Origin of the sequence: Bradyrhizobium liaoningense (genome assembly GCF_018130955.1) — a bacterium.
Lineage (GTDB): Bacteria > Pseudomonadota > Alphaproteobacteria > Rhizobiales > Xanthobacteraceae > Bradyrhizobium > Bradyrhizobium liaoningense_C.
Window position 1 is genome coordinate 255013 of record NZ_JAFCJM010000001.1, and the last position, 23629, is coordinate 278641.

Annotated in this window: 22 protein-coding genes; 13 read left to right on the plus strand and 9 right to left on the minus strand. The window is 64.8% G+C overall.

What is annotated here, in order from left to right:
- Positions 1-470: 470 nt before the first annotated feature.
- Complete coding sequence (locus JQ632_RS01215) at positions 471-3002, minus strand: autotransporter domain-containing protein (protein ID WP_212400423.1); 2532 nt, start codon at positions 3000-3002, stop codon at positions 471-473.
- Positions 3003-3625: 623 nt separating this feature from the next.
- Positions 3626-4570 carry a helix-turn-helix domain-containing protein gene (locus JQ632_RS01220; protein ID WP_212400425.1) on the minus strand — a complete coding sequence of 315 codons (945 nt, stop codon included), beginning with the start codon at positions 4568-4570 and terminating at the stop codon, positions 3626-3628.
- 373 nt (positions 4571-4943) lie between these two features.
- Between JQ632_RS01220 and JQ632_RS01225 the strand changes: the two genes are divergently transcribed.
- Positions 4944-5921, plus strand: a complete 978-nt coding sequence (locus tag JQ632_RS01225; protein ID WP_212400427.1) for an AraC family transcriptional regulator — start codon at positions 4944-4946, stop codon at positions 5919-5921.
- A gap of 115 nt (positions 5922-6036) precedes the next feature.
- A complete protein-coding gene (locus JQ632_RS01230) occupies positions 6037-6156 on the plus strand; it encodes a helix-turn-helix domain-containing protein (protein WP_312015551.1) in 120 nt (39 codons plus the stop codon).
- A 29-nt stretch (positions 6157-6185) separates the two neighbouring features.
- Here the strand turns inward: JQ632_RS01230 and ubiA are convergent, their stop codons facing one another.
- Positions 6186-7112 (minus strand): 4-hydroxybenzoate octaprenyltransferase, encoded by a 927-nt coding sequence (gene ubiA / locus JQ632_RS01235; protein WP_409363461.1) that lies wholly within the window; start codon positions 7110-7112, stop codon positions 6186-6188.
- Entirely contained in the window at positions 7112-7774 is a 663-nt protein-coding gene (locus tag JQ632_RS01240) for a hypothetical protein (RefSeq protein WP_212400430.1), read from the minus strand. Before JQ632_RS01240 ends, ubiA begins: the two co-directional genes overlap by 1 nt.
- Positions 7775-7982: 208 nt before the next feature.
- Between JQ632_RS01240 and JQ632_RS01245 the strand changes: the two genes are divergently transcribed.
- The 7 genes from JQ632_RS01245 (at position 7983) to JQ632_RS01275 (ending at position 14141) form a co-directional block, all read left to right on the plus strand.
- Complete coding sequence (locus JQ632_RS01245; protein ID WP_212400432.1) at positions 7983-8750, plus strand: 16S rRNA (uracil(1498)-N(3))-methyltransferase; 768 nt, start codon at positions 7983-7985, stop codon at positions 8748-8750.
- A 103-nt stretch (positions 8751-8853) separates the two neighbouring features.
- Positions 8854-10005, plus strand: a complete 1152-nt coding sequence (locus tag JQ632_RS01250) for an ATP phosphoribosyltransferase regulatory subunit (RefSeq protein ID WP_212400434.1) — start codon at positions 8854-8856, stop codon at positions 10003-10005.
- Between the two features lie 4 nt (positions 10006-10009).
- Complete coding sequence (hisG, locus tag JQ632_RS01255; RefSeq protein WP_212400435.1) at positions 10010-10987, plus strand: ATP phosphoribosyltransferase; 978 nt, start codon at positions 10010-10012, stop codon at positions 10985-10987.
- Between the two features lie 90 nt (positions 10988-11077).
- Positions 11078-12124 (plus strand): glycosyltransferase family 2 protein, encoded by a 1047-nt coding sequence (locus JQ632_RS01260; RefSeq protein ID WP_212400436.1) that lies wholly within the window; start codon positions 11078-11080, stop codon positions 12122-12124.
- Positions 12121-12966 (plus strand): ChbG/HpnK family deacetylase, encoded by an 846-nt coding sequence (locus JQ632_RS01265; RefSeq protein ID WP_212400437.1) that lies wholly within the window; start codon positions 12121-12123, stop codon positions 12964-12966. The genes JQ632_RS01260 and JQ632_RS01265 overlap by 4 nt, the downstream gene beginning before the upstream one ends.
- A gap of 124 nt (positions 12967-13090) precedes the next feature.
- On the plus strand, positions 13091-13930 hold the full coding sequence (locus tag JQ632_RS01270) for a DUF2076 domain-containing protein (RefSeq protein ID WP_212400438.1): 840 nt from the start codon (positions 13091-13093) through the stop codon (positions 13928-13930).
- The gene (locus tag JQ632_RS01275) at positions 13878-14141 is read left to right on the plus strand and encodes a hypothetical protein (RefSeq protein WP_212400439.1); all 264 of its coding nucleotides are present in this window, start codon (positions 13878-13880) and stop codon (positions 14139-14141) included. The genes JQ632_RS01270 and JQ632_RS01275 overlap by 53 nt, the downstream gene beginning before the upstream one ends.
- A 341-nt stretch (positions 14142-14482) precedes the next feature.
- Here JQ632_RS01275 and JQ632_RS01280 read toward each other — a convergent pair whose 3' ends face one another.
- Both JQ632_RS01280 and JQ632_RS01285 read right to left on the minus strand, forming a co-directional pair.
- Entirely contained in the window at positions 14483-14698 is a 216-nt protein-coding gene (locus JQ632_RS01280; protein WP_212400441.1) for a hypothetical protein, read from the minus strand.
- A gap of 118 nt (positions 14699-14816) precedes the next feature.
- Positions 14817-15629, minus strand: coding sequence for a L,D-transpeptidase (locus tag JQ632_RS01285; RefSeq protein ID WP_212400442.1), 813 nt, complete (start codon positions 15627-15629; stop codon positions 14817-14819).
- Positions 15630-15943: 314 nt separating this feature from the next.
- On the opposite strand from JQ632_RS01285, the gene JQ632_RS01290 reads away from it, so the two are divergent.
- A complete protein-coding gene (locus tag JQ632_RS01290; RefSeq protein WP_212400444.1) occupies positions 15944-16723 on the plus strand; it encodes a protein phosphatase CheZ in 780 nt (259 codons plus the stop codon).
- A gap of 163 nt (positions 16724-16886) precedes the next feature.
- Here JQ632_RS01290 and JQ632_RS01295 read toward each other — a convergent pair whose 3' ends face one another.
- Positions 16887-17405: a hypothetical protein gene (locus tag JQ632_RS01295; RefSeq protein WP_212400445.1), complete on the minus strand. Its 519-nt coding sequence runs from the start codon at positions 17403-17405 to the stop codon at positions 16887-16889.
- A gap of 313 nt (positions 17406-17718) precedes the next feature.
- On the opposite strand from JQ632_RS01295, the gene groES reads away from it, so the two are divergent.
- The 3 genes from groES to JQ632_RS01310 all read left to right on the plus strand — a co-directional run bounded on the left by groES (position 17719) and on the right by JQ632_RS01310 (position 21245).
- The gene (groES, locus tag JQ632_RS01300; RefSeq protein WP_212400446.1) at positions 17719-18015 is read left to right on the plus strand and encodes a co-chaperone GroES; all 297 of its coding nucleotides are present in this window, start codon (positions 17719-17721) and stop codon (positions 18013-18015) included.
- A gap of 242 nt (positions 18016-18257) precedes the next feature.
- Positions 18258-19889, plus strand: a complete 1632-nt coding sequence (gene groL / locus JQ632_RS01305) for a chaperonin GroEL (protein WP_212400447.1) — start codon at positions 18258-18260, stop codon at positions 19887-19889.
- 144 nt (positions 19890-20033) lie between these two features.
- Complete coding sequence (locus JQ632_RS01310) at positions 20034-21245, plus strand: hypothetical protein (RefSeq protein WP_212400448.1); 1212 nt, start codon at positions 20034-20036, stop codon at positions 21243-21245.
- A gap of 133 nt (positions 21246-21378) precedes the next feature.
- Here JQ632_RS01310 and JQ632_RS01315 read toward each other — a convergent pair whose 3' ends face one another.
- Together JQ632_RS01315 and JQ632_RS01320 are read right to left on the minus strand one after the other, a co-directional pair.
- Positions 21379-21777, minus strand: coding sequence for an META domain-containing protein (locus JQ632_RS01315; protein WP_212400449.1), 399 nt, complete (start codon positions 21775-21777; stop codon positions 21379-21381).
- Positions 21778-21909: 132 nt separating this feature from the next.
- Entirely contained in the window at positions 21910-23574 is a 1665-nt protein-coding gene (locus tag JQ632_RS01320) for an L-lactate permease (protein ID WP_212400450.1), read from the minus strand.
- Between the last annotated feature and the right edge of the window lie 55 nt (positions 23575-23629).

Genomic DNA, 23629 nt, shown 5'->3' on the forward strand with positions numbered 1-23629 from the left:
AGACAAGGCCGCGCGAGTTCGCGATGTCAGTGAACGCGGTGCCGTATGGCTGCGACAGACCTTTCAAAGGCGCGCAGCGAACCGTTCCGCGACGCGACTACGGATCACCTTTTTTGGACGACGCCTGTCACTGACGATGACTCTCGGCTCTGCGACGGTGAGAGGACACCTCCGCGAACGGGGTGAGAGCCGTTTCGCGGAGGGTCCCCTCACCCGGAATTCAAGCTGTGCCTGAATTCCGACCCCGCCCCCGAGGAATTTGACCCGAGGTGAATGCCGTTGGCTCCTCTGCCGCACGTTGCCGGAGCGGCGATATAGGAATCGTGCTGTCATCCTGTTTCAGGAGCCGCACGAGTTCATTCCAATAGAGGCGCTGCCAGCGCGTGTTCAGGCTGGCGAGAAACTCGAGTTCGCGGCCGGTGAAGACCGACATGCGATGTCCCCCCAACCAGCCGACTATCGCCGCGTCCCTACCAACTCGCCTTGAGTGCCCCCATACCGGAATAGCTCTGGCCGAGGGTGGAGAACTCGCCGGTGACGCGGCCCGACAATTCCCAGAAGCGATTGAGCGCAAGCCGCGAGCCAAGATCGAGCCGCGCCGAATCGGAGGCAGCGCTTGCGCCGGCGATCGTGAACGACAGCACCGGCACGGTGACCAGTGACGCCGTGATGGTGCGCGACGGCTCGAATTCGTGGACCCAGGCGGCGTGCACGAACGGGCTCCACACCATGCCGTTGCCGAACTCGACGCGGCCGTCGAACTTGACGCCGAGGGAGGCCGGCAGCGAGGTGACGGTCTGCGCGGCGTAGCTCAATCCGAGCACGCCGGGTGCTGCACCGGCCGTGCTGGTTTCGGTGTAGGCGCCCTGCCACAGCCGCGCGGCCTGGATCGCGGCAAACGGCGTCACCGATGTGTAGCCGAAGTCGAAGGAGCGGCCGATCTCCAATCGCCCACCCAACTGGTCGCCAGTGAACGAGCCCTGCGCGGTTTCGGTTGCTCCGACGCCGGTGATGGTGCGCGTCGTGGTGTTGTTGAAATGGCTCCAGGCGAGTTGCGCGGAGAGATAACTGGCGCCGAACCGTTGCATCGCGTAGACGCCGACATGGGCGCCTTCGAGCCTGCCGGATGTCGCGCGATCGTCGACCGAGAAGGTCGCGCTGGAGCCGCCGGCAGCGATACCCACCAACAGATCGGGATTGACGAGACGATCGACGCCAGCCGAGCCGCCGGCGGCGCGATCGCTGAAGCTCGCGCTGCCGGTGCTTGCATTGCCCGAAAGCTGCTGCCCGGCGCCGAAGCCCGAGCCCCACACGTTCCATTGCGGCTGCGCCATGGCCGGCGCCTTCAGGGCCGCGAACGCCGAGGTCGCAGCGCTCGGTCGTTCCGCGGCGTAGCCGAGTGCGCCCACGCCCGCGACGCCACCGCGATTGCCCGCGCGCCACGCCGTCATCTGGCTATCCATGGTCTGGCCGAACAGCGCACCCGCGTTGAACGCGGTGCTCTGGGTCGCGCTGGCACCTTCGCCGGAGAGCTGGTCGAGCACACGCAGCGAATCCGCCTGCAACAGATTGCTGTAGAACGTCGCCGCAGCGCCGGTCAGCGCCGTCGAATAACCGGCTTCGAGCGCGTTGCCGATCGAACGCTGGTTGGCAGTCTCGCCTGCGACTGCGCCAAAACCCTGGCGCGTCAACGTCAGGTCGACCGAATTGGCGTTGTAGGTTGCAGTCGCATTGAAGAAGGCCGACGACGAGGTGACAGTCGCAAACTGGCCATTGATGCCGGCGGTGGTCTGCAGGATGTCGTTATAGATCGTTGACGACTGATAGAGCCCCGGTTGCAGCACCGCACGCAAGGTGCCGTTCAGGCTGGCGTTTTCCACAGACAGAATGTCACGATTGCCCGCATTGTCGACGCGCAGCGCCAGTGTGCCCTGTACGGTCTGCGTGAACGTGCCGCTGAAGGCAAAGTTGCCCACCCAAAGCCCCGTCCCCAGCGCCGTCCCCGGATCGGTGATGGTGATCAGCCCGGCATTGATCAGGCTGTTGCCGACACCGGCGAAATAGATCTTACCATCCAGCGTGCCGTTGTTGGTGATGGTGCTGTAGTCCGAACCGCCGGTCACCAGCGTGTAGCCATTGGCACCTGCCTTGATCGTGCCGTTGTTGATGACGGTCTCTTGGGAATCCAGAAAGGACAGCGCACCGCCGTTCGTGACGCTGATCGTACCGTGGTTGATGACGGTGTTGCCAGGGTTGTAGAGCGTGACGGCATCCGCCCCAAGGCCTGTGGCCGTAATCGTGCCGGTGTTCGTGAGCGTGTTGCCGGTCCACAGCAACACGGCAAGGCTGGTGGTGCCGCTCACCGAAATCGAGCCGGAATTGAGGACGGCGTTGCCTATGCCTTGGGTAAAGATGCCAAAGGAGGACGTACCGCCCACGGCGATCGTGCCGGAATTGGTAACGGTGCCGTTGCCGCCATCGAAGATGCCGATCGAGCCGTTACCGCCCAGATCAATCTTGCCGGAATTGAGGAGCGTGTTGCCGCTGCCGGATTGCACAAACATGCCATAGCCGCCTGGGGCAAGTGAACTGATCGTGCCCGCGTTGGTGAAGCTGTTATTGTTGCCGAAGGCGGCCATGCCGATGGAAAAATTCTCGATCGCGCCGCTGTTGGTAAAAATATTACCGCCTTGTCCCTGCATGCCATAGTCGGCGCCGTTGCCGATCAAGGCTCCGCCGTTGGTCGCAATGTTGCCCGCACCGAGATTGATGGCACTCTGCCCCGCACCGACCGTGATCGAGGCGTCTGGCTTAACCGTCAGCGTCAGATTGCTTTCGACGCCGGTGCCGAAGCCGGTGCTGGTTGCCCCACTGCAGGTAACGGTGCCGCCCGACTGCACGCACGCCGCAACTGCGGGCGCCGCCGGCACGGCGACCGCGATCGGTAACGACAAGGCAAATGACGCGGCGAGGATGAGCGGCCGGATCAAACTGGACGTCATGCAACCATTCCCCGCCCTTGCAGAATCTCGCGGGGACTATGTCGGGCGGCGGAACGAACTTCTCGGCAGCCCTGACACTGGATTATGTGAAAAAATGACGGTGTGTCATTTCGGAATCGGCGCGACGACTGTCAAATCTGCCTGTCGCGACTGTCGAATTTGCGTAGACAGCACGACGAAGGTGCGAGATGTCGGTGAAGGCGACAGCGTAAGGCTGCGACAGACCATTCAAGGCGCGCACCGGGTGCTGCAGCCACACCAAGGACCCCCGTGCGGTCGTCACCCCCGACAATCCCCCAGACTACGCCGAGATAGGCGGCGGTGGGGAGATTCGAATGAAAGGCTGCTGTCCTGTCCTGCTCGGCAAATGCCGAGCTGGGCAGCTCCAATGCAATCAATTCGTCGCCCCAACGATTGCTCCATCAAAGGCGAGATTGCCCAGCGTCCCTCTTTTGCAAGAAAGCGCGCTGTCAAAGGCCTTTCATCGTTGCGTCCATTCGGATCGTGCAGGGGGATCGGTAGGGCAGATCAGTTAGCCAAAGGCGCGCAACCGTGCCGCGGCAAGAAAAGGGGACTGCCCGAGACCTGTCATGTTGCCCGAGGAGGCAAGATCCTGGCCGGTTTCAGTCCTCACCCTGCACCTCATCACGGGCTTCGCTGGGCGACATGTCGAACAAGCGGCGGAAGGCGCGATTGAAGGTCGAGACATCGTCGAAGCCGTGCAGGCTTGCAATGTCGAGGATCTTGATCCGCGCAGCGGCGGGGTCCGACAGGAAGCGGCGGGCCCTGAGCAGCCGCTCCCGACGGATATAGGTCGCTACAGCATAGCCCTCCCCGGCGAACAGCTTGCGGATGTAGCTGCGCGACAGGCCCATCTGCCTGGACAGAAAATCGTCGTTGAGTTTGGGATTGTCGAGATGTCGGGCGACGACCTCCTTGGCAAGTGCCAGCCGGACCGCCGGAACCCCTGTCGTCTGGGCGCTGTGCACCCCGTCGCGGTTCGCGCCGATGGCAAGCCCGGCCAGATCGTGCATATGGCTGCTGGTGGCCGCGGCAAATGCGGGGGTGACGTGGCTCAGATCGGACGATTGCAGCGTCCCGACATAGTTGCGCAACAAGGCCATGGCAGGGTGATTGAGCGCGACGCGGCGCAAGGGACGACCGTTCGCCAGATCGGCGCGGCGCCGGATGGCATCGACGGATAGTCGCAGGTTTATGATGCGCGAGCGCTGCGGCTGGCGCACGACAAAGCCCTCGCCGCTCCAGTGAAACAGGCCGTCGCCGGGTTTGTTCTCGTTCGCCCAATTTCGGGCGCTGACTTCGCCTCCGCCCGTCAGGACCAGGCTCAGGTAGACGTCATCCTCATGGCCGATCTCCGCGCTGACCCTGACCGCAATCGGAGAATTGTCGCCGAAGGCAAAGGTGAAGTCGGGAAACGTTGTGATGTCGCTCGTCAGTTCGAGCGGCGCGTCGTCAACGGGACGGATGGCGAGACGGTAGAGATGACGGCTGGACCAAAGCGCGATCATGTCCTCGGCGGTGGCTTCCGGAATATCGGAAGTCGTCAACCTGGCTCGGGAGACAATCATCAGGACTCGCGGATAGGAAAGGAGGGAGATTGCGACAGCGCGAACGGCGCTTGCAACTTGGCGGCCACATGGCTGTGTTGCTAGGAGGATTATCGACACACGTCTCGGACGGTAGCGAAGCGGTTTGATCGGCGAACGAAATGACTCTGCATTGTCGACATCGTGTTGCGCTTCGGCAACGAACGCGGGTTCGTGCCAGGAATTCGCGGCAAGCCTGCTCTATGGGTCAGAAACGAACATTCCTAAGCGCGATACGAAGTGCAGACACGCAGGCACAGTGCTATGAATCGAAAACTCTGAAGACGCGTGCGCGGCCGATCCGCCTGAATTGGAATTTTCCGGACTGACCCGAATGATTTCTATCGAGCCCAACTGGACTGTGATGCTCTCTACAGACGCGCTGCCCGAGCGCGATCGCTTTGCCATCTGGCGGGAGGAGTTTGGCCGCACCATTTTCAAAAATGAAATTGCGCAGCTACCGGGGCAGGCATTCCGTGAAACCGTTGCGCTGAGCAAGTTCCCGGGCCTGGGCATTGTCGCCGGCAGCACGGAGGGCCGCATTCACAGCCGCAAAGGCGCGTTATTGGCTGACGGCAACGATGATTTCATCCTCACGACGGTCAAGTCCGGAACGGGCCGGGTCTCACATCTCGGCCGTGAGCTGTTCCTCGGCTCAGGCGATTCATTTCTCGCGTCGGCGTCAGATGCTGGAATAATCCATTGGGGCAAAGCGCAATACACGGCTATTGCCGTGCCGCGCAGAGCCGTCAGTGCTTTCGTGAGCAAGCCCGAGGCGTTGGTCACCCGCAGTCTTGCCGGAGCGCGGCGTATGCTCGCGCTGTTGGCGAGCTACATTGAACTCGTGTCCGACCATGACGCATGCGTGACCGCGGAGATGCGGCACCTCTTCGTCGCTCATGTGCACGATCTTGTGGCCTTGGCCCTCGGCGCGACAGGCGATCCCGCCGTAGCAGCGAAAGGCCGCGGTCTCAAGGCCGCGCGACTAAGAGCAATCAAGCAGGACATTACGGAGAATATCGTGCACCGGGACTTGTCGGTGACGACCATGGCCGCGCGCCACAACATGACGCCACGATACGTTCAGATGCTGTTTGAGGCGGAGGGTTCGACATTCACGGAGTTCGTCAATGACCGGCGTCTCGCGCGTGCCTACCGAATCTTGAATGATCCGCGATTGTCCGATCGGACGATCAGCGCCATTGCCCTCGAATGCGGGTTTCGCGATCTGTCTCACTTCAATCGCCTGTTCCAGCGGGCGTTCGGCGCAACGCCGTCCGGCGTGCGCGCCATGGCGTGGCGAAAGGACTGAGCACATCGTTTATGTCCGTGACCGCCCTTGGTTGGCACATCAAGTCGATCCCGGAAGTGCTCGGCATGGCAGCTATTGAAGCGGTAAACCGGATCGCAACATCGCGCGGATCAAGATTCTTGACGTCGCGAGCCTGCACGGCTTCGACGACGTCTCGACCTTCAATCGCGCCTTCCGCCGCATGTTCGACATGTCGCCCAGCGAAGCCCGGGACGAGGCGAAGGGCGAGGACTGAAACCGGTCAGATCTTGCCTTGCGCTCTGGCTATATCGCCCGCAGCACGGCATCCGCAAACAATCCCGCAAACAGCAGCAGCCCGGCATGCTTGTTCGATTTGAACAGCCGCAGGCAGAGCGCGGGATCGTCGATCCGCAGGCGCTTGATCTGCCAGGCCAGGTGCAAGGCAAAGGCCGCAAGCCCGAGCCAGGCCGGCCAGCGCGCATCGCCTGATGCCAGCGCCACGCCGATCAGCATCACCGCGAGCCCGTAGAACATGATCAGCGCCTGATGCGTGTGCGCGCCGAACAGGCGTGCGGTGGACTTGACGCCGATCAGCGCATCGTCCTCGGCGTCCTGATGCGCATAGATCGTGTCGTAGCCGATCACCCAGGCGATGGCGCCGGCATAGAGCACGAGCGCGGTGAGATCGATCCGGCCGAAAGTGACGGCAAATCCCATCAGCGCGCCCCAGGAGAAGGCGAGCCCGAGGAAGGCCTGCGGCCACCAGGTGACGCGCTTCATGAAGGGATAGATCGCAACGATCACCAGCGAGGCGATACCGGTCGCCACCGCGAAACGATTGAACTGCAGGAGCACGACGAGGCCGATCAGCGCCTGCACGACCAGGAACGCCAGCGCCTGCTTGACGCTCACCTGCCCTGCGGGCAGCGGCCGCGAGCGCGTGCGCTCGACCTGGGCGTCGAGGTCGCGATCGGTGATGTCGTTCCAGGCGCAGCCGGCGCCGCGCATGACGAAGGCGCCGATCAGGAACAGCGCGATGGTGAGCGGCAGCCGGCTGATGTCATGCGCCATGCCTGCGGCGAGCGCCGCCGACCACCAGCACGGCATCAAGAGCAGCCAGGAGCCGATCGGACGATCGTAGCGTGAGATGCGCAAGTACGGCCGCGCCCATTCCGGCGCCCGGGTATCGACCCAGTTGCCGGTGGAATCGGCAACGCGGGCGCTGGTCATCATCGGGTCAGGACGTTGCCGTTGAGCGTATCGAAGGTGCTGCCGCCCTTCTTGCCCGTATTGGCTTCGGGAGCGGATCCCGATCCGATGACCTCGCTCAGCGACGGGCCGGCAGGCCGCGCCTGCTTCATCTGCTGCGCCACGTTGCAGACCTTGGCCAGCATGCCTTCGGTGTTCTTGTGTCCGGCCTTGAGCTGGTCGGTAACCTGCTGCGGGATTCCGCACTTGGCGGAGTTGGCCTCGACAAACTTCATCATCTTGAGTTCAGCCTGCGAGAAATTGCGGATCAGGTTGCAGGCCTCGTCCGGCGGCGCGTGCCGGTCGCTCGCCGCCTTGATGAGCTTGCCGCGCTTCTCGGTCTCCTCGCGCAACGGCAGAAAGCCCTTCATGCACTGCTCGCCGGGGCCGGCCTGGCTCGGGGGGGCCGCGCTGAAAGCACCGGCGCCACCGATCGGAGCCGCGCCATTGCTCGGAAATGCAGATTGCGGCGCGCCGACAGAAGCAGACGGCGCCGCACCGTTGACCGGCGGGAATGGAGAGCTGCTGGCCGGCGCGGCGGCCTGTCCCGGCAGCGGCGCGGGAAACGCGCCCTGGCCATAGGCCGTGGCAGCGCCCATGGTCACCATGGCGACAGTGATCGGAACCATCAAACGACGGATCATCAAGGCTGTTTCTCCGGCAGGGCCAACGGGCTCGGCATCTTCCCAATTGAAGCGCGACCGACCATTTCGTGTTTTTACGATTCCTGCCGGCCCTTAACAACCCGTCGAATTGGGCAAGAGCGCGGCGCTCGGACGCACCGCGGAGGCAATATTTACCCCCAAAAGTGCGGCTTTCGGTTAAGAAATGCGCGAATTGGACCCCTCATCGATGCCTTCCCACGATTTCCGCGCCCCCCGCCTCTTCGTCGATGCGACGCTCGCCCCCGAAGCCCGCGTCGCGCTCGACCGCGACCAGAGCAACTATCTCGGCAACGTGCTGAGGCTTGGTGCGGGCGACCCCATCCTCGCCTTCAACGGCCGCGACGGCGAATGGCAGGCCGCGATCGACGGCCGCAAGCGACCCGACAGCCTCGTAATCCTGAGGCAGACCCGCCCGCAGGACGGCTTGATCGACCTCGCCTATGTCTTCGCGCCGCTTAAGCATGCCAGGCTCGATTACATGGTCCAGAAGGCCGTGGAGATGGGCGCGTCGGTCCTGCAGCCGGTGATGACCCGATTCACGCAAGCAAGCCGCGTCAACAGCGATCGCATGCGCGCCAACGTGATCGAGGCGGCCGAGCAATGCGGCATTTTGAGCCTTGCCGCGGTCGCCGAGCCCCTGGCCCTGGAGCGCTACATCGGCCAGCGCGCCGCGCAGCGCCTGCTGGTCTTTTGCGACGAGGCGGCGGACAGCGACGATCCCATCGCGGCCCTGCAAGGCGCGCGCGAGGCGGCGCACGGCATCGACGTGCTGATCGGCCCAGAGGGCGGCTTTGCCGAAGAGGAACGCGCGCTGCTGCTCCGCCAGCCGCACATCCTGCGGCTGGCGCTGGGCCCACGGATCCTGCGCGCCGACACCGCGGCCGTGGCCGCGCTGGCGCTGGTGCAGGCGGCGCTGGGCGATTGGGGCGGCCAAATCCCGTTGGCCCATCGTTAAGCCACTGGCCCAATGGAGGTCGAAACCTCCCACGGGCCATGCTAAGGGCACCGCCAACAAGCCCTTCCCTTCCCCCGGTTCCACCGGGAAACCGGACCTCGTGATGACCGCGACTGCCACCTCCAATGCTGCCGGCTCCGCCGCCTGGGCGGATACGCTGCTGTTGTCGTTCGCGCAGGCCGGTTACGTGAGGGCGGAGCCCGCGATCCTGCAGCCGGCGGAGCCGTTCCTCGACCTCTCCGGCGAGGACATCCGCAAGAGCCTCTACCTGACGACGGACCTCACCGGCGAAGAGCTCTGCCTGCGCCCGGACCTGACCATCCCCGTCGCCCGCGATTACCTCGCCTCCGGCCGCGCCGGCCAGCCGGCCGGGTTCAGCTATCTCGGCCCGGTATTTCGCTACCGCGGCGGCCGCCCGAGCGAATTCCTGCAGGCCGGGATCGAATCCTTCGGCCGGCAGGACCGTGCCGCCGCCGACGCCGAGATGCTGGCGCTGGCGCTGGAAGCAACCTCTGCCTTCGGCGTCCACGATGTCGAGATCCGCACCGGCGATGTGGCGCTGTTCAACGCCCTGATCGACGCGCTCGACCTGTTTCCAGTGTGGCGGCGCCGGCTGACCAAGGATTTCAACCGCAAGATCAGCCTGGAGCAGGATCTGGAACGGCTGACGGTCGCGACCGGTGCGACCCGCAACGAATATGAGGGCGTGCTCGCCGCGCTCGCCGGCTCCGACCGCAAGGCGGCGCTCGCGCTCGTCACCGACCTGATGTCGATCGCCGGCACCACCAATGTCGGCGGCCGCACCACCGCCGAGATCGCCGACCGCTTCCTCGAGCAATCGACGCTGAAGGGCGGCGCGCTTCCGCGCGAGGCACTCAATGTGCTGAAGCGCTTCCTGGCGATTGCAGGCAATCCCGACGACGCAGTCGCCGAGCTGCGTGCGCTCGCCGCGGAAACGAAGCTCGACATCTCGGCGGCGATCGACCAGTTCGAAAGCCGCGTCGGCTTCATGGCCGCGCGCGGCATCGACGTGAAGGAGACGCGCTTCTCCACCGCGTTCGGCCGCGGGCTCGACTACTACACCGGCTTCGAGTTCGAGGTGCATCACCGCGGCAACGGCGTCGAGCCGCTGGTGGCCGGCGGCCGCTATGACGGGCTGATGACCCAGCTCGGCGCATCGGCGCCGATCCCCGCGGTCGGCTTCTCGGTCTGGGTCGATGCGCTGAGGCGGATCGGCCGCAAGGTGGGAGCGTAGCATCATGAGCGCGCCATTCGTTCTGGCCGTTCCCTCCAAGGGCCGCCTGCAGGAAAACGCCGAAGCCTTTTTCGCGCGCGCGGGGCTCGTGCTGTCGAAATCCGGCGGCGCCCGCGACTATCGCGGCACCATCGCAGGGATGGACAATGTCGAAATCGCCTATCTCTCGGCGAGCGAGATCGCGGCGCAGCTCGCGCGCGGCATGGTGCATTTCGGCGTCACCGGCGAAGACCTGGTGCGCGAGAACATTGCGAATGCCGACAAGCGCGTGACCCTGATCGACGGCCTCGGCTTCGGCCACGCCAACGTCGTGGTCGCGGTGCCGCAGGCCTGGATCGACGTCCGCACCATGGCCGACCTCGACGACGTCACGACAGGTTTTCGCGAGCAGCATCACCGGCGGATGCGCGTGGCGACCAAGTACATCAACCTGACCCGCGCCTTCTTCTCGAGCCACGGCATCGTCGACTACCGCATCGTCGAGAGCGCCGGCGCGACGGAAGGCGCGCCTGCCGTCGGCACCGCCGAGCTGATCGTCGACATCACCACGACCGGCGCGACGCTGGCCGCCAACGGGCTGAAGGTCCTGGACGACGGCGTGATGCTGCGCAGCCAGGCCAATCTGGTTGCTTCAAAGGACGCCGACTGGTCGCCTGGCGCGCGGGAGGCCGCGCGCGTGATCCTGGATCACATCGCGGCGCGGGCGCGGGCCAACAAGTACCGCGAGGTCCGGACCCGCTTCCGGGAATGCGATGCCGCCCTGCTCACCGAGGCCCACAGCCGGTTCGGGGTGGTCGCCCCGTTCGGGGGCCCGACCTCGTCAGGCATGCTGACGCTGCACTGCCCGCCGTCAAAGCTCTATGCGCTCGGCAGTTTCCTGCGCGATCATGGCGCCGAGACGGTCTCGGTGGTTTCGCTCGATTACGTGTTCGACCGCGAGAACCCGCTGTTCGCCCGGCTCGAGGCGTTCCTGCGGCAGTGAACCGCAAAGATGCCGCGAACGCGTTCAGCGTAGCGACAGGTACGAACAGCTACCATATGCTGTTCAAGGAATGATCTGGACTGTGAATTGATGAATTTGGGCACTGACGTTTCCAGCCTGACCACGACCGCGGCGAGCGCCGCGGCGAAGGGGCTGTCGATTGTCGTTCCCGTCTACAACGAGGCAGCAGGGCTGGCCTCGCTGCACCAGCGGCTGTGCGAGCTCGCAAAGACCTTGCGGCAGCGCTACCGCCTGCCTTGCGAGGTCGTCTACGTCGACGACGGCAGCGCGGACACGACGCTGGCGATCGCCCGCGCCCTGCCCGCCGACACGATCGACGTGCAGGTCGTGTCGCTGTCGCGCAATTTCGGCAAGGAGGCCGCGCTGATGGCGGGCCTCGACCACGCACGGCGCGGTGCCGTAATGTTCATGGACGGCGACGGCCAGCATCCGCCGGTCCTCGTCGAGCAGCTCGTGAAGCACTGGATCGAGGACGGCTACGACGTCGTCTACACCGCCAAGGCGCATCGCGACAACGAGTCGTTCCTGCGGCGACAGGCCGTGCACGGCTTCTACGCCCTGATCAACTGGGGCGCGCGGCAGAAGATCCCTGAGGACGCCGGCGATTTTCGCCTGCTGTCGCCGCGTGCGGTCGCAGCGCTGCGGCAGCTGCCCGAGCGCAATCGCTTTTTCAAGGGGCTGGCAAGCTGGATCGGCTTCCGCCAGATCCGCGTCGACTATGAGCCGGCCCCGCGCGCCCATGGCGTGACCACCTTCAACGCGACGCGGCTGCTCGGCCTGTCGATCGAGGGCCTGACCTCGTTCTCGGTGGCGCCGCTGCGTTTCGCAAGCCTGTTCGGCGTGCTGCTCGCGGCCGGCGCCTTCCTGTTCGGCCTCTCTATCCTCTGGGAGGTCTGGACCACAGGCAAGCAGGTGCCCGGCTATCCCTCGCTCGTGGTCGGCCTGATGACGATCGGCGGCGTGCAGCTCATCATGATCGGCATCGTCGGCGAATATATCGGCAAGATCCTGTCCGAGCTGAAGGCGCGCCCGATCTACTTCGTAGCCGAGCACAGCGAGAAGCAGTTTGAGGCCGACAAGGCGGACGAGGCGTCCAGCCGGACGGCGGCCGAATGAACGCGGCGGCGGCGCCGCGGCGGATCTGGCTCTGCGCCGACGATTATGGCATCAGCCCGGGCGTCAACCGCGGCATCCGCGACCTCATCGAACGCGGCCGCCTCAACGCCACCTCCGTCATGATGGTGGGCGCGGCGATCGACCGCGGCGAGATCGACGCGCTCGAAGCCGCAGCGAAGACCAGCCCGCGCTGCGCGATCGGCCTGCACGTGACGCTGACCGCGCCGTTCCGTCCGCTGACCATGCATTTCCGCCCGCTCGACGGCGACATGTTCATGAGCTTTCCAAGGCTGCTGCGCGCGGGCCTTGCGCGCCGGCTCGACCGCGAGATTTTTCGTGCCGAGATCGCCACGCAGCTTGCGGCCTTCGCGCGGGCCTTCGGGCGCCCGCCCGATTTCGTCGACGGTCATCAGCACGCGCAGCTTTATCCGCAGATCCGCGACGGCTTTATCGACGCCGTCCGCGAGGCCGCACCGAACGCCTGGGTGCGCCAGGGCGGCCGCAACTTGCCGCTGGCACGCCGGCTGGCGTCGCCGAAAGCGCTGGTGCTGGACGTGCTGAGCGCGCAATTCCGCAAGCGCGCCGGCGCGGCGGGTCTCGCCGTCAATCCAGCCTTCGCCGGCGCCTATGACTTCACCCGCAACGCCGATTTCGGCGAGCTGATGGGTACGTTCATCGCGGGGCTTCCGGAAGGCGGTCTCGTCATGTGCCATCCCGGCTTCGTCGACGACATCCTGCGCGGCCTCGACCCCATGACCGACGTGCGCGAGCGCGAGCACGCCTATCTTGCCGGCGACGGGTTTGCGCGCCTGCTTGCAGAAAGCAACGTGACGTTGGGATGAAAAGGTGGGGCGCAAGGCGCTGCGCACCTTGTCGCATACCGAAATTTAATCCGCGCCCCTCTGTTGACGCCACATTGGAACCTTACATCTTCGGCGCGCTTGGTTTGCGCGATGGAGAGACAAGATGACGCCGCAGGAACGCCAGCTCGTTGACGAGCTTTTCGACCGGCTTTCGAAACTGGAGAATGCGCCGCGCGACCCCGACGCGGTCGCCGCCATGTCCGACGGCCTGCGCAAGGCCCCAGGCGCCGTCTACGCGCTGGTGCAGACCGTCCTGCTGCAGGACGAAGCGCTCAAGCGCGCCAATGCCCTCATCCAGGAGCTGGAGGCGAGCCGCGCGCCCGAGCAGAGCCAGTCCGGCGGCTTCCTCGATTCCATGCGCGACACGCTGTTCGGTGGCGGGTCCGCGCGTAGCTCGGTTCCCAACGTGCCGCCACGCGACAGCCGGCCGGTCTGGAACTCGGGCCAGGCGATGCAGCAGATGCAGCCGCCCGGCCAGCCCTATGGTCAAGGCCAGCCCTATGGTCAGGGTTATGGCGCCCCGCCGCCGGTCGGCGGTGGCGGCGGTTCGTTCCTGGGAACGGCGGCTGCGGCCGCGGCCGGCGTCGTCGGCGGCTCGCTGCTGCTCTCCAGCATCCGCAACATGATGGGCGGCTCGCAGCACGGGTTCGGCGATGCGACAGCGCTCGGCGACCGCAGCGCGGCGCTGGGCGATCGCAGCGCCAGCCCCTGGAGCGGCGACCAGTCCGGCGGTTCGCTGGCCCGCGATGCCGGCCTCAACGACATTGGAACCCGTCATCGCGATGACGCGCGCCAGGATTCGCGTGATGATTCGGGTCAAGATTCGCGCCAAGGTTATTTCGACCAGGCGTCGAACGATGACCAGAACGACGACGATGATGGCTTCGACAATGACGACAGCGATTTCGGCGGCGGGGACGACGGCGGCAGCGATTACGCGTGACCAGTTCGTCCAGTCGATGCTGAACGGCCGCCTCATCGGCGGCCGTATCATTTTACAGCAATGGCTCAAACGCCTTCACTGCCGCTGCACATCGCCCGCAGAAGCTTTCGAATATAATATGACTATTGCACACGATCGCTGGATCGTCCTGCGCAGCGCGTTTGAGTTCACCATGAAGAACGAAATCGCACTTCGACACGCGCAGCCGTAGACTCCCGGATTTCTAAATTCGGACATGGGTGTTCAACTAGAAGAACACGTTGCTCATGCCACACACCCGATGTGGTCACCTCTCCGGTTATAGTCGAGGTCTTAAAAATGAGTCCACTTCAGCAGCGCATTGCAACCTTCACCGACGTGACAACGCATCTCATCACCGAGTTGCACGAGTTGGAGGGACTTCACGAGCGCGTCAGGGAGGCAGAGCTATCGGCGCGGCGGTTGAAGCGCCCCGCTCGCGCACTGCGTTCGCATTCATCACGCGGGCATCGCTGCTCCGTCGCTTCTCGTCTCGGCACCGTCGGCCGCCGCAGATCGTAGTGGCGACTGCGGTCAGCCGCCCCAGTTCTGGTAGGGATTGCCGTATCCGGCCGGGGCCGAGTACGGAGCCGCGTAAGGAACATAGGCATATCCCTCAGCCGCACGCGGCGTGAGCTTGGGGGCGAAGTTCTGGGCGGCGGGCGCGGCATGCCGCCGATGCTGGACCGTCCCCGCACTGGCCGAGGCGGTCAGGGCGACGAGAATACCCAAAGCCAAGATCGTACGCATCGCGTTGCTCCAAGTTGAGTAGCTGTGCGTGCTACGTAGGACTCGGCCTTTCCCGCACCAATCCGCCGTGCCTTCACGATCGCTCACATCCGCGGCATCGCCGATGCCGGCGGATTCCTCACATCACCACGACCTTGGTGCCGACATTGACGCGGCCGTAGAGATCGATGACGTCCTCGTTGCGCATGCGGATGCAGCCGGAGGATACGTTGGTTCCGATGGTCCAGGGCTCGTTGGAACCGTGGATACGGTACAGCGAGGAGCCCAGATACATCGCGCGCGCGCCGAGCGGATTTTCCGGCCCGCCTTCCATGTGGCGCGGCAGATCGGGGCGGCGCGCCAGCATCTCGGCGGGCGGCGTCCAGGCCGGCCATTCGCGTTTTGCCGAGATCGTCTTGACGCCGGACCAGGTGAAACCCGGTCGCCCGACGCCGATGCCGTAACGCATCGCCTTGCCGCCTCCCTGCACCAGATAGAGGAACTTGTTCGGCGTATCGACGACGACGGTGCCGGAGCCTTCGTTGCCGTGATAGTCGACGAGCTGCTTCTCGAACTTCGGATCGAACGGGCGCTGGCGCGGATCGAGCGCCTCTTCCTGCGGCATGCCTTGCATCTGCGGCTGGCCCATCGGCGGCAGACGCCGCTCGTCGTAATAGGCCGGCTGCTGCTGATACATCGGCTGCTGTTGCGGATAGTACGCCTGACCCTGTACTTGGCCCTGCGGCCGGTCGCCGAACAGGAACTCGATGAAGCCGCCGCCCATGCCTGATCGCTCGTTGGAGGCGACGCGCACCGGCTGGGGCTGCTGCTCACGCGCGTAAACTACGGTCGGCTCGGTGGGGGCCGCGGTATCGATTGCGGAGGCCGGATCGACGCCGGCGACGAGGGTGCACGCGCCGCCAAGCAGCGCGACGGACATTTTCTTGAACATCGACGTACTCTGTACTGTTTCGTCTGTGCCGTTCATCGCGACCCGGCGTTTCACTGAATCCGCCGTCGCGACCAGGCCACTTAAAATCAAAAGCCGCTTCGTTTGGTAAACGTAACAGCCGTTTTGATTCACCACGTCGTCAACGGACGCGGGATTTGGCGACTAGCGTTTATTTTCGGTGAACGGCGCCCCGGCATGGTTAACCGCAGGTTTTCGCACAATCAGAAGCAGTTGAATTACAGTTCCGCGCGTGAACCTCGTGTTAAATCGCTTCAGTCTAGAAAGGCGCGTGAGTGAGTGGGGGGAGTAACAGAATGGCTGTTCACCGCAAACGTTTTCGCGTCGAGGAAGGCATCGTCGGCGAGATGCAGATTCCCGACATGACCGACGAGGCCGCACCGATGCACGGCGAGATCATGGCCGAGTTGCGCGCGATCCGCGCGCAGATGGCGAGGAACGGCCATGGCGCGGGCGCGCATGCTGCGCCGGCCTCGACCGAAGCCGTCGTGGCGCAGGAAGTCGCCGACACGCGCGCAATGCTGGAAACCTACCGCGCGCAGATCGAACAGTGCGAGAAGCTCAAGGTCGAGCTCGATCTCATTCACGACGCCATCAACCGCACCAAGCGCGAGATCGCGACGCTGCACGGCAAGAGCTTTGACGGCGGCGAGATGGCCAAGGTCAATGGCGAGCTCGGCGCGGTCGTCGGCGGCACCGAACAGGCCACCCAGCAGATCCTCGAAGCGGCCGAGTCGATCGACCAGGCGGCGAGCGCCCTCTCCAAGGTGGATTCGGTCGACCAGCAGAAGCGCCTGGCCGACGACATCCAGGAACGCGTGATCTCGATCTTCGAAGCCTGCAACTTCCAGGACCTGACCGGCCAGCGCATCAGCAAGGTCATGACCACGATGAAGTTCATCGAGCAGCACATCAATGCGATGATGGAGATCTGGGGCGGCGTCGATGCGATCAAGGCGCACGCAGCGCCGATCGTCGACACCCGCGATGAGGACGCCAAGCTGCTCAACGGCCCGAAGCTCGCCGGCGATGTCGGCCACGCCTCGCAGGACGACATCGACGCGCTGTTCGACTGAGCGGACGTGACAGAGAGATAAGCAAAACGCCGGCCCTCAGGCCGGCGTTTCTGTTTTTGGGGCTAGTTGTTGATGTCATTCCGGGGGCCGCAGGACCGAACCCGGAATCTCGAGATTCCGGGTCTGGTCCTTCAGACCATCCCGGAATGACGAAGGAGAGAAATCACGCCCTGGGCGCGCAGCGGACGTAGACCATGTTGCCGTAGCGGGTGGCGGCGTCCTTGTCGATGAAGCGGGTGATCAGGACGCGGCCGTCGAACGAGACGATCTCGCGGTCCTGCTCGCCGGGGGTCGGGCCGGCGGGGCCGATATAGTTCTTGCCGCTCGGAGAGCCCTTGAGCCGCAGTTCCTGCGGGGTGGCCTGGTCGGCGAGATGCATGATCACGCCGCCCGACGAGCCGGCGCTGATCACATAGGGGTTTTTGCACTGCGCACGCGCAGCCGCCTCGGTGCGGGCCCGGTCGGCGGGATTTTGGAACGAGGCGAGACCCCAGCGACCGACGATCTCGTCGGAACGGATTGTCGCAGGCATCTCCGGGGCGACGCCCGGCTCGGCTTCCGGCGACGGCGCCGACGAGAACGACGGCAGGCTCATGCCGCCTCCGCAGGCGCCCAGCAGCAGCGCCAGGGCCGAGGCGGCGGCCAGATTGGCAACCGTCCGCGCGTGAGCTGAACTGATCATGGCATTCCCCCGAACTGAACCGTGGCCGCACCCCTTCCGGCAGCCAAGCGCAAAACCGCTGTCGGAGCAATGACGTCGTGGATGACGTCCGCGGCCCCGAATGAGTTTCTCCCACACCATCCTATATCCGCATCACCAATCGCTTAACCACCTTTGCTTGACAGGATCGAAGCCAAGCCATATTCCCGGGCCTCTATTAGCACTCCGAAAGGCAGATTGCTAAGCGTGCCGTTCGATCCCCAGAGGTCGGACGAGGGCGCGGCCCCCACCCACTTCCGCTGATTCCGAAGCGAGCCTTCCAAAGGGAAACGTCATGGCTAAATCCAAATTTCGTCCGCTGCATGACCGTGTCGTGGTCAAACGTATCGATGCCGAGGAAAAGTCCAAGGGCGGCATCATCATTCCGGACACCGCCAAGGAAAAGCCGTCCCAGGGTGAAGTCGTCGCCGTCGGCCCCGGTGGCCGTGACGAGGCCGGCAAGCTGATCCCGATCGACCTCAAGGTCGGCGACCGCGTGCTGTTCGGCAAGTGGTCCGGCACCGAGGTCAAGATCGACAATGAAGAGCTCCTGATCATGAAGGAGTCCGACATCATGGGCGTGCTGGCCTAAGGCCATCAGCCAACCGCCGTCGCAAGCCGGTTGTCGGAGCACTCCTCTTCTTCCCTTCTCCCCTTGTGGGAGAAGGTGGCGCGCAAAGCGCGCCGGATGAGGGGTCTCCGTCCGCGGAGACAGACCCCTCACCCGTCCGCGATGCTTCGCATCGCGTCCACCCTCTCCCACAAGGGGAGAGGGGAAGGAGAGCCGGCGGTGACGGCAACCAACCGTATCCAATCATTCCAGGAGTTTTCATAATGGCTGCCAAAGACGTCAAGTTTTCCGGAGACGCGCGCGATCGCATGCTGCGCGGCGTCGACATTCTCGCCAACGCCGTCAAGGTGACGCTCGGCCCGAAGGGCCGCAACGTCGTCATCGAGAAGAGCTTCGGCGCGCCCCGCATCACCAAGGACGGCGTCACCGTCGCCAAGGAGATTGAGCTCGAGGACAAGTTCGAGAACATGGGCGCCCAGATGGTGCGTGAGGTCGCCTCCAAGACCAACGACCTCGCCGGCGACGGCACCACCACCGCGACCGTGCTGGCCCAGGCGATCGTGCGCGAAGGCGCCAAGGCGGTTGCCGCCGGCATGAACCCGATGGACCTCAAGCGCGGCATCGACTCCGCGGTCGCGGCCGTGGTCAAGGACATCGAGAAGCGCGCCAAGCCCGTTGCCGCCTCCTCCGAGGTTGCCCAGGTCGGCACCATCTCGGCCAACGGCGACACCGCCATCGGCAAGATGATCGCCCAGGCGATGCAGAAGGTCGGCAACGAGGGCGTCATCACCGTCGAAGAGAACAAGTCGCTCGACACCGAGGTCGACATCGTCGAGGGCATGAAGTTCGACCGCGGCTATCTGTCGCCCTACTTCGTCACTAACGCTGAGAAGATGACCGCCGAGCTCGAGGATGCCTACATCCTCCTGCACGAGAAGAAGCTCTCCGGCCTGCAGGCCATGCTGCCGGTGCTGGAAGCCGTGGTGCAGTCGGGCAAGCCGCTCGTCATCATCGCCGAGGACGTCGAGGGCGAGGCCCTGGCGACGCTCGTCGTCAACCGCCTGCGCGGCGGCCTCAAGGTTGCCGCCGTCAAGGCGCCGGGCTTCGGCGACCGCCGCAAGGCCATGCTCGAGGACATCGCGATTCTCACCGGCGGCCAGCTCATCTCCGAAGAGCTCGGCATCAAGCTCGAGAACGTCACGGTGAAGATGCTCGGCCGCGCCAAGAAGGTGGTGATCGACAAGGAGAACACCACGATCGTCAACGGCGCCGGCAAGAAGCCGGACATCGAGGCTCGTGTCGGCCAGATCAAGGCGCAGATCGAGGAGACCACCTCCGACTATGACCGCGAGAAGCTCCAGGAGCGCCTGGCCAAGCTCGCAGGCGGCGTCGCGGTGATCCGCGTCGGCGGTGCGACCGAGATCGAGGTCAAGGAGAAGAAGGACCGCGTCGAGGACGCGCTGAACGCCACCCGCGCCGCGGTGCAGGAAGGCATCGTCCCGGGCGGCGGCGTCGCGCTGCTGCGCGCCAAGAAGGCGGTCGGTCGCATCACCAACGCCAATGCCGACGTCCAGGCCGGCATCAACATCGTGCTCAAGGCGCTCGAAGCCCCGCTTCGCCAGATCTCCGAGAACGCGGGCGTGGAAGGCTCGATCGTCGTCGGCAAGATCCTGGAGAACAAGTCCGAGACCTTCGGCTTCGACGCCCAGACCGAGAACTATGTCGACATGGTTGAGAAGGGCATCATCGACCCGGCCAAGGTGGTGCGCACCGCGCTGCAGGACGCCTCCTCGGTGGCCGGCCTGCTGGTGACCACCGAAGCCATGGTCGCCGAGCTGCCGAAGAAGGACGCAGCCCCGGCGATGCCGGCCGGCGGCGGCGGCATGGGCTTCTGACCCATCCCTTCCGTTACAGTCTCACGAAGGCCGCCTCCGGGCGGCCTTCTTTTTTGCCGAGAATTGGCCCGCTTTCCAATTCAACCGCCGGCGAAAACCCACTACGGTGGCGCGCCGATTCTGATCTTTCGAGGAATTTCATCGATGCGCGCGCTTCTGGTCTGCTCGACAGCTCTTTTGGTCGCCGCGCTAGCGGCCTCGCCCGACGTCGCCTCCGCCCAGATGAAGCTGTCGCCGAAGGCCACGGCGCCCACCGGGCCCGAGACGCGCTATTTCACCTCGATCGACGGGCTGATGGACGGCAACGCCGACGTGATCCTCAAGGAGACCCGGCAGGGCAAGACGGTGACCGCGGCCGTGCTCGACGTCTGCTATCCCGTGGCGAAGAATTCCGATCGCAAGGACCGCTTCGTCGCCAATCTCCAGATCAACGGCCAGACGCTGTCGGGCACGACGCAAAGCCTGGGCGAGAAGGCGCCGGTCACCGTCAAGCTGGCGCGCAAGCAGAGCGGCGATACCTTCGAGTTCCGCGGCCAGATCTCAATCGGCGGCGTCGTGACGGAAGTGACCTCGCCCGACAATTCCGATCTCAGCGAGAAGGAATTTCTGGACAACCAGACCACCGACGACGGCATCACCGCGGCACCGAAGGATTTTACCGAGGTCTCGCCGGAGGCGATCGCGGTCAAGGTCAAGCTGGATGCTGCGATCGACTTCCTGAAGAGCCTCAAAGGTCAGGACGTCGAGGTGACGCTCGGGAGCCTCTCGGTCGGCTGCGATGCGCTGCGCGCCGGCGAGCAGACCATCAACATGTCGGTCGATCCCGAGCGGGCCGGCGCGCTGCTCGCCAAGTTCAAGGCAACGCCCGGCGTCACCGCTGCGGGGTGGACCGCCGGCGTGGTGGAGATGGACCGCACCATCCGCTTTGCCGCCGCCGATTGGCGCGACGGCGACAAGATCGCCAGGGACAAGCTCGCGGCCACCGTCTCCAGCGTTCTCAGCAAGACGCTTGCCGCAAAGCCGGTGTCATCGAGCTTCAACGCCGCGACCGGCAAGCTCAAGCTCACCTTCAAGCGGCCGAACAAGGATTTCCCGGCGCTGGAGCTCACCGACACGATCGAGGTCGCGGGCCTCGTCTCGTCAGACAAGCCCGGCGCCTCCGACAGGCTGATGCTGTGGATCGGCAGCCCGGCGGTGACCACCGCGGACGAGAGCAGCGGCGCAAAGCTCAATCTGTCGGACGAGACCAGCGCCGACGAAGAGGGCGAACAGCCCGACGACAACGGCTCGATCGAGGCGCTCGCCAGGGAATTGAAGGGCCAGCGCTGGGACGCCGACAAGTCGGTGTGGAAGTGACGTAGTCTTGTAAGCTACGCGCCCCACTCTCAGTCATCGCCCGCGCAGGCGGGCGATCCAGTATTCCAGAGGCGGTGACGAATACGGATAAGCCGCGGCGTACTGGATGCCCCGCCTTCGCGGGGCATGACAGCTAGTTCCCGTTGATGCGGAAGCGCAATTGCTTCGGGCCGATGAAGGTCACGATCTCGCCCTGGCGCTTCCAGGTGGCGGCCTCGGCCAGCGCTGCGACGAGCTCGTCATCGGCCTGCGCCTTGGCGGGCGGGCAGGAGCGGTCCTGCACCTGGCCGGGGACGAAGATCACGGTGTTGCCGGCGATCGAGAACTGGCCCTTGGCGGCCTTGCACCAGAGCTCCAGGATCACCTCGCCATTGTCCCCGATCTCGATGTTCGGCACCCGCTTCGAGCCCGGCTGCGGCAAGGCCTCCAGCGTCATCTCGGTCCCGAAGGGAAAGCCGTCATCGGCATGAGCGGCACCGGCCGTCAGCAACACAGCCGCAGCCGCACACACAATCTGCTTCACCAAAGCCATAAAACCCCTCGACCGTCCTGATTTGGCGCACCTTCTATAAGACGGCGACGCACTTGAGAAGGTTCGCCAGCGCCGGATGCAAAACCCCCGCGGAGCAGGCCCCGCGGGGATGTCATGGAGACGGGCGTCCGGCTATTTCAGAACCAGCGCCGTGAACGGCCAGACATAGGCCTGCAGTGTCACTAGCACACCGACCATGCAGGCCAGCACGATCGAGTGCCAGAACACGAAGCGCAAAATCGTGCCCTCATGGCCGTACCAGTTGGTCGCGGTGGAGGCGACGACGATCGACTGCGCGTCGATCATCTTGCCCATCACGCCGCCGGAGGAGTTGGCCGCCGCCATCAGCACAGGCGACAGGCCGAGCTGTTCGGAGGTGATCCTCTGGAGATTGCCGAACAGCACGTTGGAGGCGGTGTCCGATCCCGTCAGCGCCACGCCCAGCCAGCCGAGCAGCGTGCCGAAGAAGGGATAGAGCACGCCGGTGGCGGCGAAGGCGAGACCGAGCGTCGCGTCGACGCCGGACAGGCGCGTGAGCGTGCCGATCGCGAGCATCGCCGAGATCGTGATCAGCGAGATCGCGCAGAGCCGGATGGTGCGGCCATATTGCACGAGCAGCTTGCCGGGTCCGACCCCCATCAGGAAGCCGGAGATGATCGCCGCGATCAGCATGCCCGTGCCGGTGAAGGACAGGTAGGTGAAGCCGAACACCGCAGCTTCCGGCGTCGGCTTCGCCGCGACAGGCGGCATCTTGTTGATCATCTGGTGCAGCTCCGGCACCGGATAGTTCCAGACGAAGATCGCGTTCGCCCAGGTCTTGAACCAGCCGCTGCCCCAGACCAGCATCACGATGCAGACGATGATCCATGGCAGGAGCGCGTTCCAGAGTTCGGCTTGCGTGAGCGGAGTTTTGTCCAGCGGCTTCGCTGGCGCCATGGTCGCATGCGATTCATCGTGCCCGCGCAGCTCCGGCGACAACCAGAGCTGTCTCGGTCGCCAGACCTTCAGGAACAGGATGAGCGCGCCCATCGAAATCAGCGAGGCGCCGATATCGACGATCCAGGGATTGATGAAGTTCGAGATCACAAATTGCGGGACCGCGAACGACACGCCGGTGACGAGGATCGCCGGCCAGATGTCCTTCATTCCCCTCCAGCCCGCAAAGGCCCACACCACCCAGAACGGCACGATCAGCGAGAAGAACGGCAATTGCCGTCCGACCATCGCGCCGAGAATATAGGGATCGAGCCCGGTGACCTGCGCGAGGCCCTGGATCGGCGTGCCGAGCGCGCCATAGGCGACCGGCGCGGTGTTGGCGATCAGCGACAGGCCGGAGGCTGCGAGCGGCGAGAAGCCGAGCCCGATCAGCACCGCGCCGGTGATCGCAACCGGCGTGCCGAAACCCGAGGCGCCTTCGAAGAACGCGCCGAACGAGAACGCGATCAACAGGAGTTGCAGCCGCCGGTCCTCGGTAACGCCGCCGACCGCACGCTTCAACAATTCGAAGCGTCCCGTCGTCACCGTCACCTGGTAGAGGAAGATGACGTTGAGGACGATCCAGCCGATCGGGAAGAAGCCGGTGACGATGCCGAGCACGGAGGCGCGGATCGACATGTTCGCCGGCATGGTGAAGACGAAGATCGTGATGAGGTTGGTGACGATGACGGCGATGACGGCGGCGATGTGCGCCTGGACGCGGCCGCTCGCGATCAGGACCAGCAGCGTGACGACGGGGACTGCCGCCGCGATGGTGGACAGAACCGGGCTATGAAGCGGGTCGTAGATTTGATTCCACATAGTCATCCTTCCCCACGCCGTTTTTACGGCATGCCGGCCAGCGTGGACGGTCCGG

What these genes read in the sequence shown, in the direction of transcription:
- JQ632_RS01215 (WP_212400423.1), bottom strand. Translation starts at nt 3,002, where the DNA reads ATGACGTCCAGTTTGATCCGGCCGCTCATCCTCGCCGCGTCATTTGCC.
- JQ632_RS01225 (WP_212400427.1), top strand. Translation starts at nt 4,944, where the DNA reads ATGATTTCTATCGAGCCCAACTGGACTGTGATGCTCTCTACAGACGCG.
- ubiA (WP_409363461.1), bottom strand. Translation starts at nt 7,112, where the DNA reads ATGACCAGCGCCCGCGTTGCCGATTCCACCGGCAACTGGGTCGATACC.
- JQ632_RS01240 (WP_212400430.1), bottom strand. Translation starts at nt 7,774, where the DNA reads ATGATCCGTCGTTTGATGGTTCCGATCACTGTCGCCATGGTGACCATG.
- JQ632_RS01245 (WP_212400432.1), top strand. Translation starts at nt 7,983, where the DNA reads ATGCCTTCCCACGATTTCCGCGCCCCCCGCCTCTTCGTCGATGCGACG.
- JQ632_RS01250 (WP_212400434.1), top strand. Translation starts at nt 8,854, where the DNA reads ATGACCGCGACTGCCACCTCCAATGCTGCCGGCTCCGCCGCCTGGGCG.
- hisG (WP_212400435.1), top strand. Translation starts at nt 10,010, where the DNA reads ATGAGCGCGCCATTCGTTCTGGCCGTTCCCTCCAAGGGCCGCCTGCAG.
- JQ632_RS01260 (WP_212400436.1), top strand. Translation starts at nt 11,078, where the DNA reads ATGAATTTGGGCACTGACGTTTCCAGCCTGACCACGACCGCGGCGAGC.
- JQ632_RS01265 (WP_212400437.1), top strand. Translation starts at nt 12,121, where the DNA reads ATGAACGCGGCGGCGGCGCCGCGGCGGATCTGGCTCTGCGCCGACGAT.
- JQ632_RS01270 (WP_212400438.1), top strand. Translation starts at nt 13,091, where the DNA reads ATGACGCCGCAGGAACGCCAGCTCGTTGACGAGCTTTTCGACCGGCTT.
- JQ632_RS01275 (WP_212400439.1), top strand. Translation starts at nt 13,878, where the DNA reads ATGACGACAGCGATTTCGGCGGCGGGGACGACGGCGGCAGCGATTACG.
- JQ632_RS01280 (WP_212400441.1), bottom strand. Translation starts at nt 14,698, where the DNA reads ATGCGTACGATCTTGGCTTTGGGTATTCTCGTCGCCCTGACCGCCTCG.
- JQ632_RS01285 (WP_212400442.1), bottom strand. Translation starts at nt 15,629, where the DNA reads ATGTTCAAGAAAATGTCCGTCGCGCTGCTTGGCGGCGCGTGCACCCTC.
- JQ632_RS01290 (WP_212400444.1), top strand. Translation starts at nt 15,944, where the DNA reads ATGGCTGTTCACCGCAAACGTTTTCGCGTCGAGGAAGGCATCGTCGGC.
- JQ632_RS01295 (WP_212400445.1), bottom strand. Translation starts at nt 17,405, where the DNA reads ATGATCAGTTCAGCTCACGCGCGGACGGTTGCCAATCTGGCCGCCGCC.
- groES (WP_212400446.1), top strand. Translation starts at nt 17,719, where the DNA reads ATGGCTAAATCCAAATTTCGTCCGCTGCATGACCGTGTCGTGGTCAAA.
- groL (WP_212400447.1), top strand. Translation starts at nt 18,258, where the DNA reads ATGGCTGCCAAAGACGTCAAGTTTTCCGGAGACGCGCGCGATCGCATG.
- JQ632_RS01310 (WP_212400448.1), top strand. Translation starts at nt 20,034, where the DNA reads ATGCGCGCGCTTCTGGTCTGCTCGACAGCTCTTTTGGTCGCCGCGCTA.
- JQ632_RS01315 (WP_212400449.1), bottom strand. Translation starts at nt 21,777, where the DNA reads ATGGCTTTGGTGAAGCAGATTGTGTGTGCGGCTGCGGCTGTGTTGCTG.
- JQ632_RS01320 (WP_212400450.1), bottom strand. Translation starts at nt 23,574, where the DNA reads ATGTGGAATCAAATCTACGACCCGCTTCATAGCCCGGTTCTGTCCACC.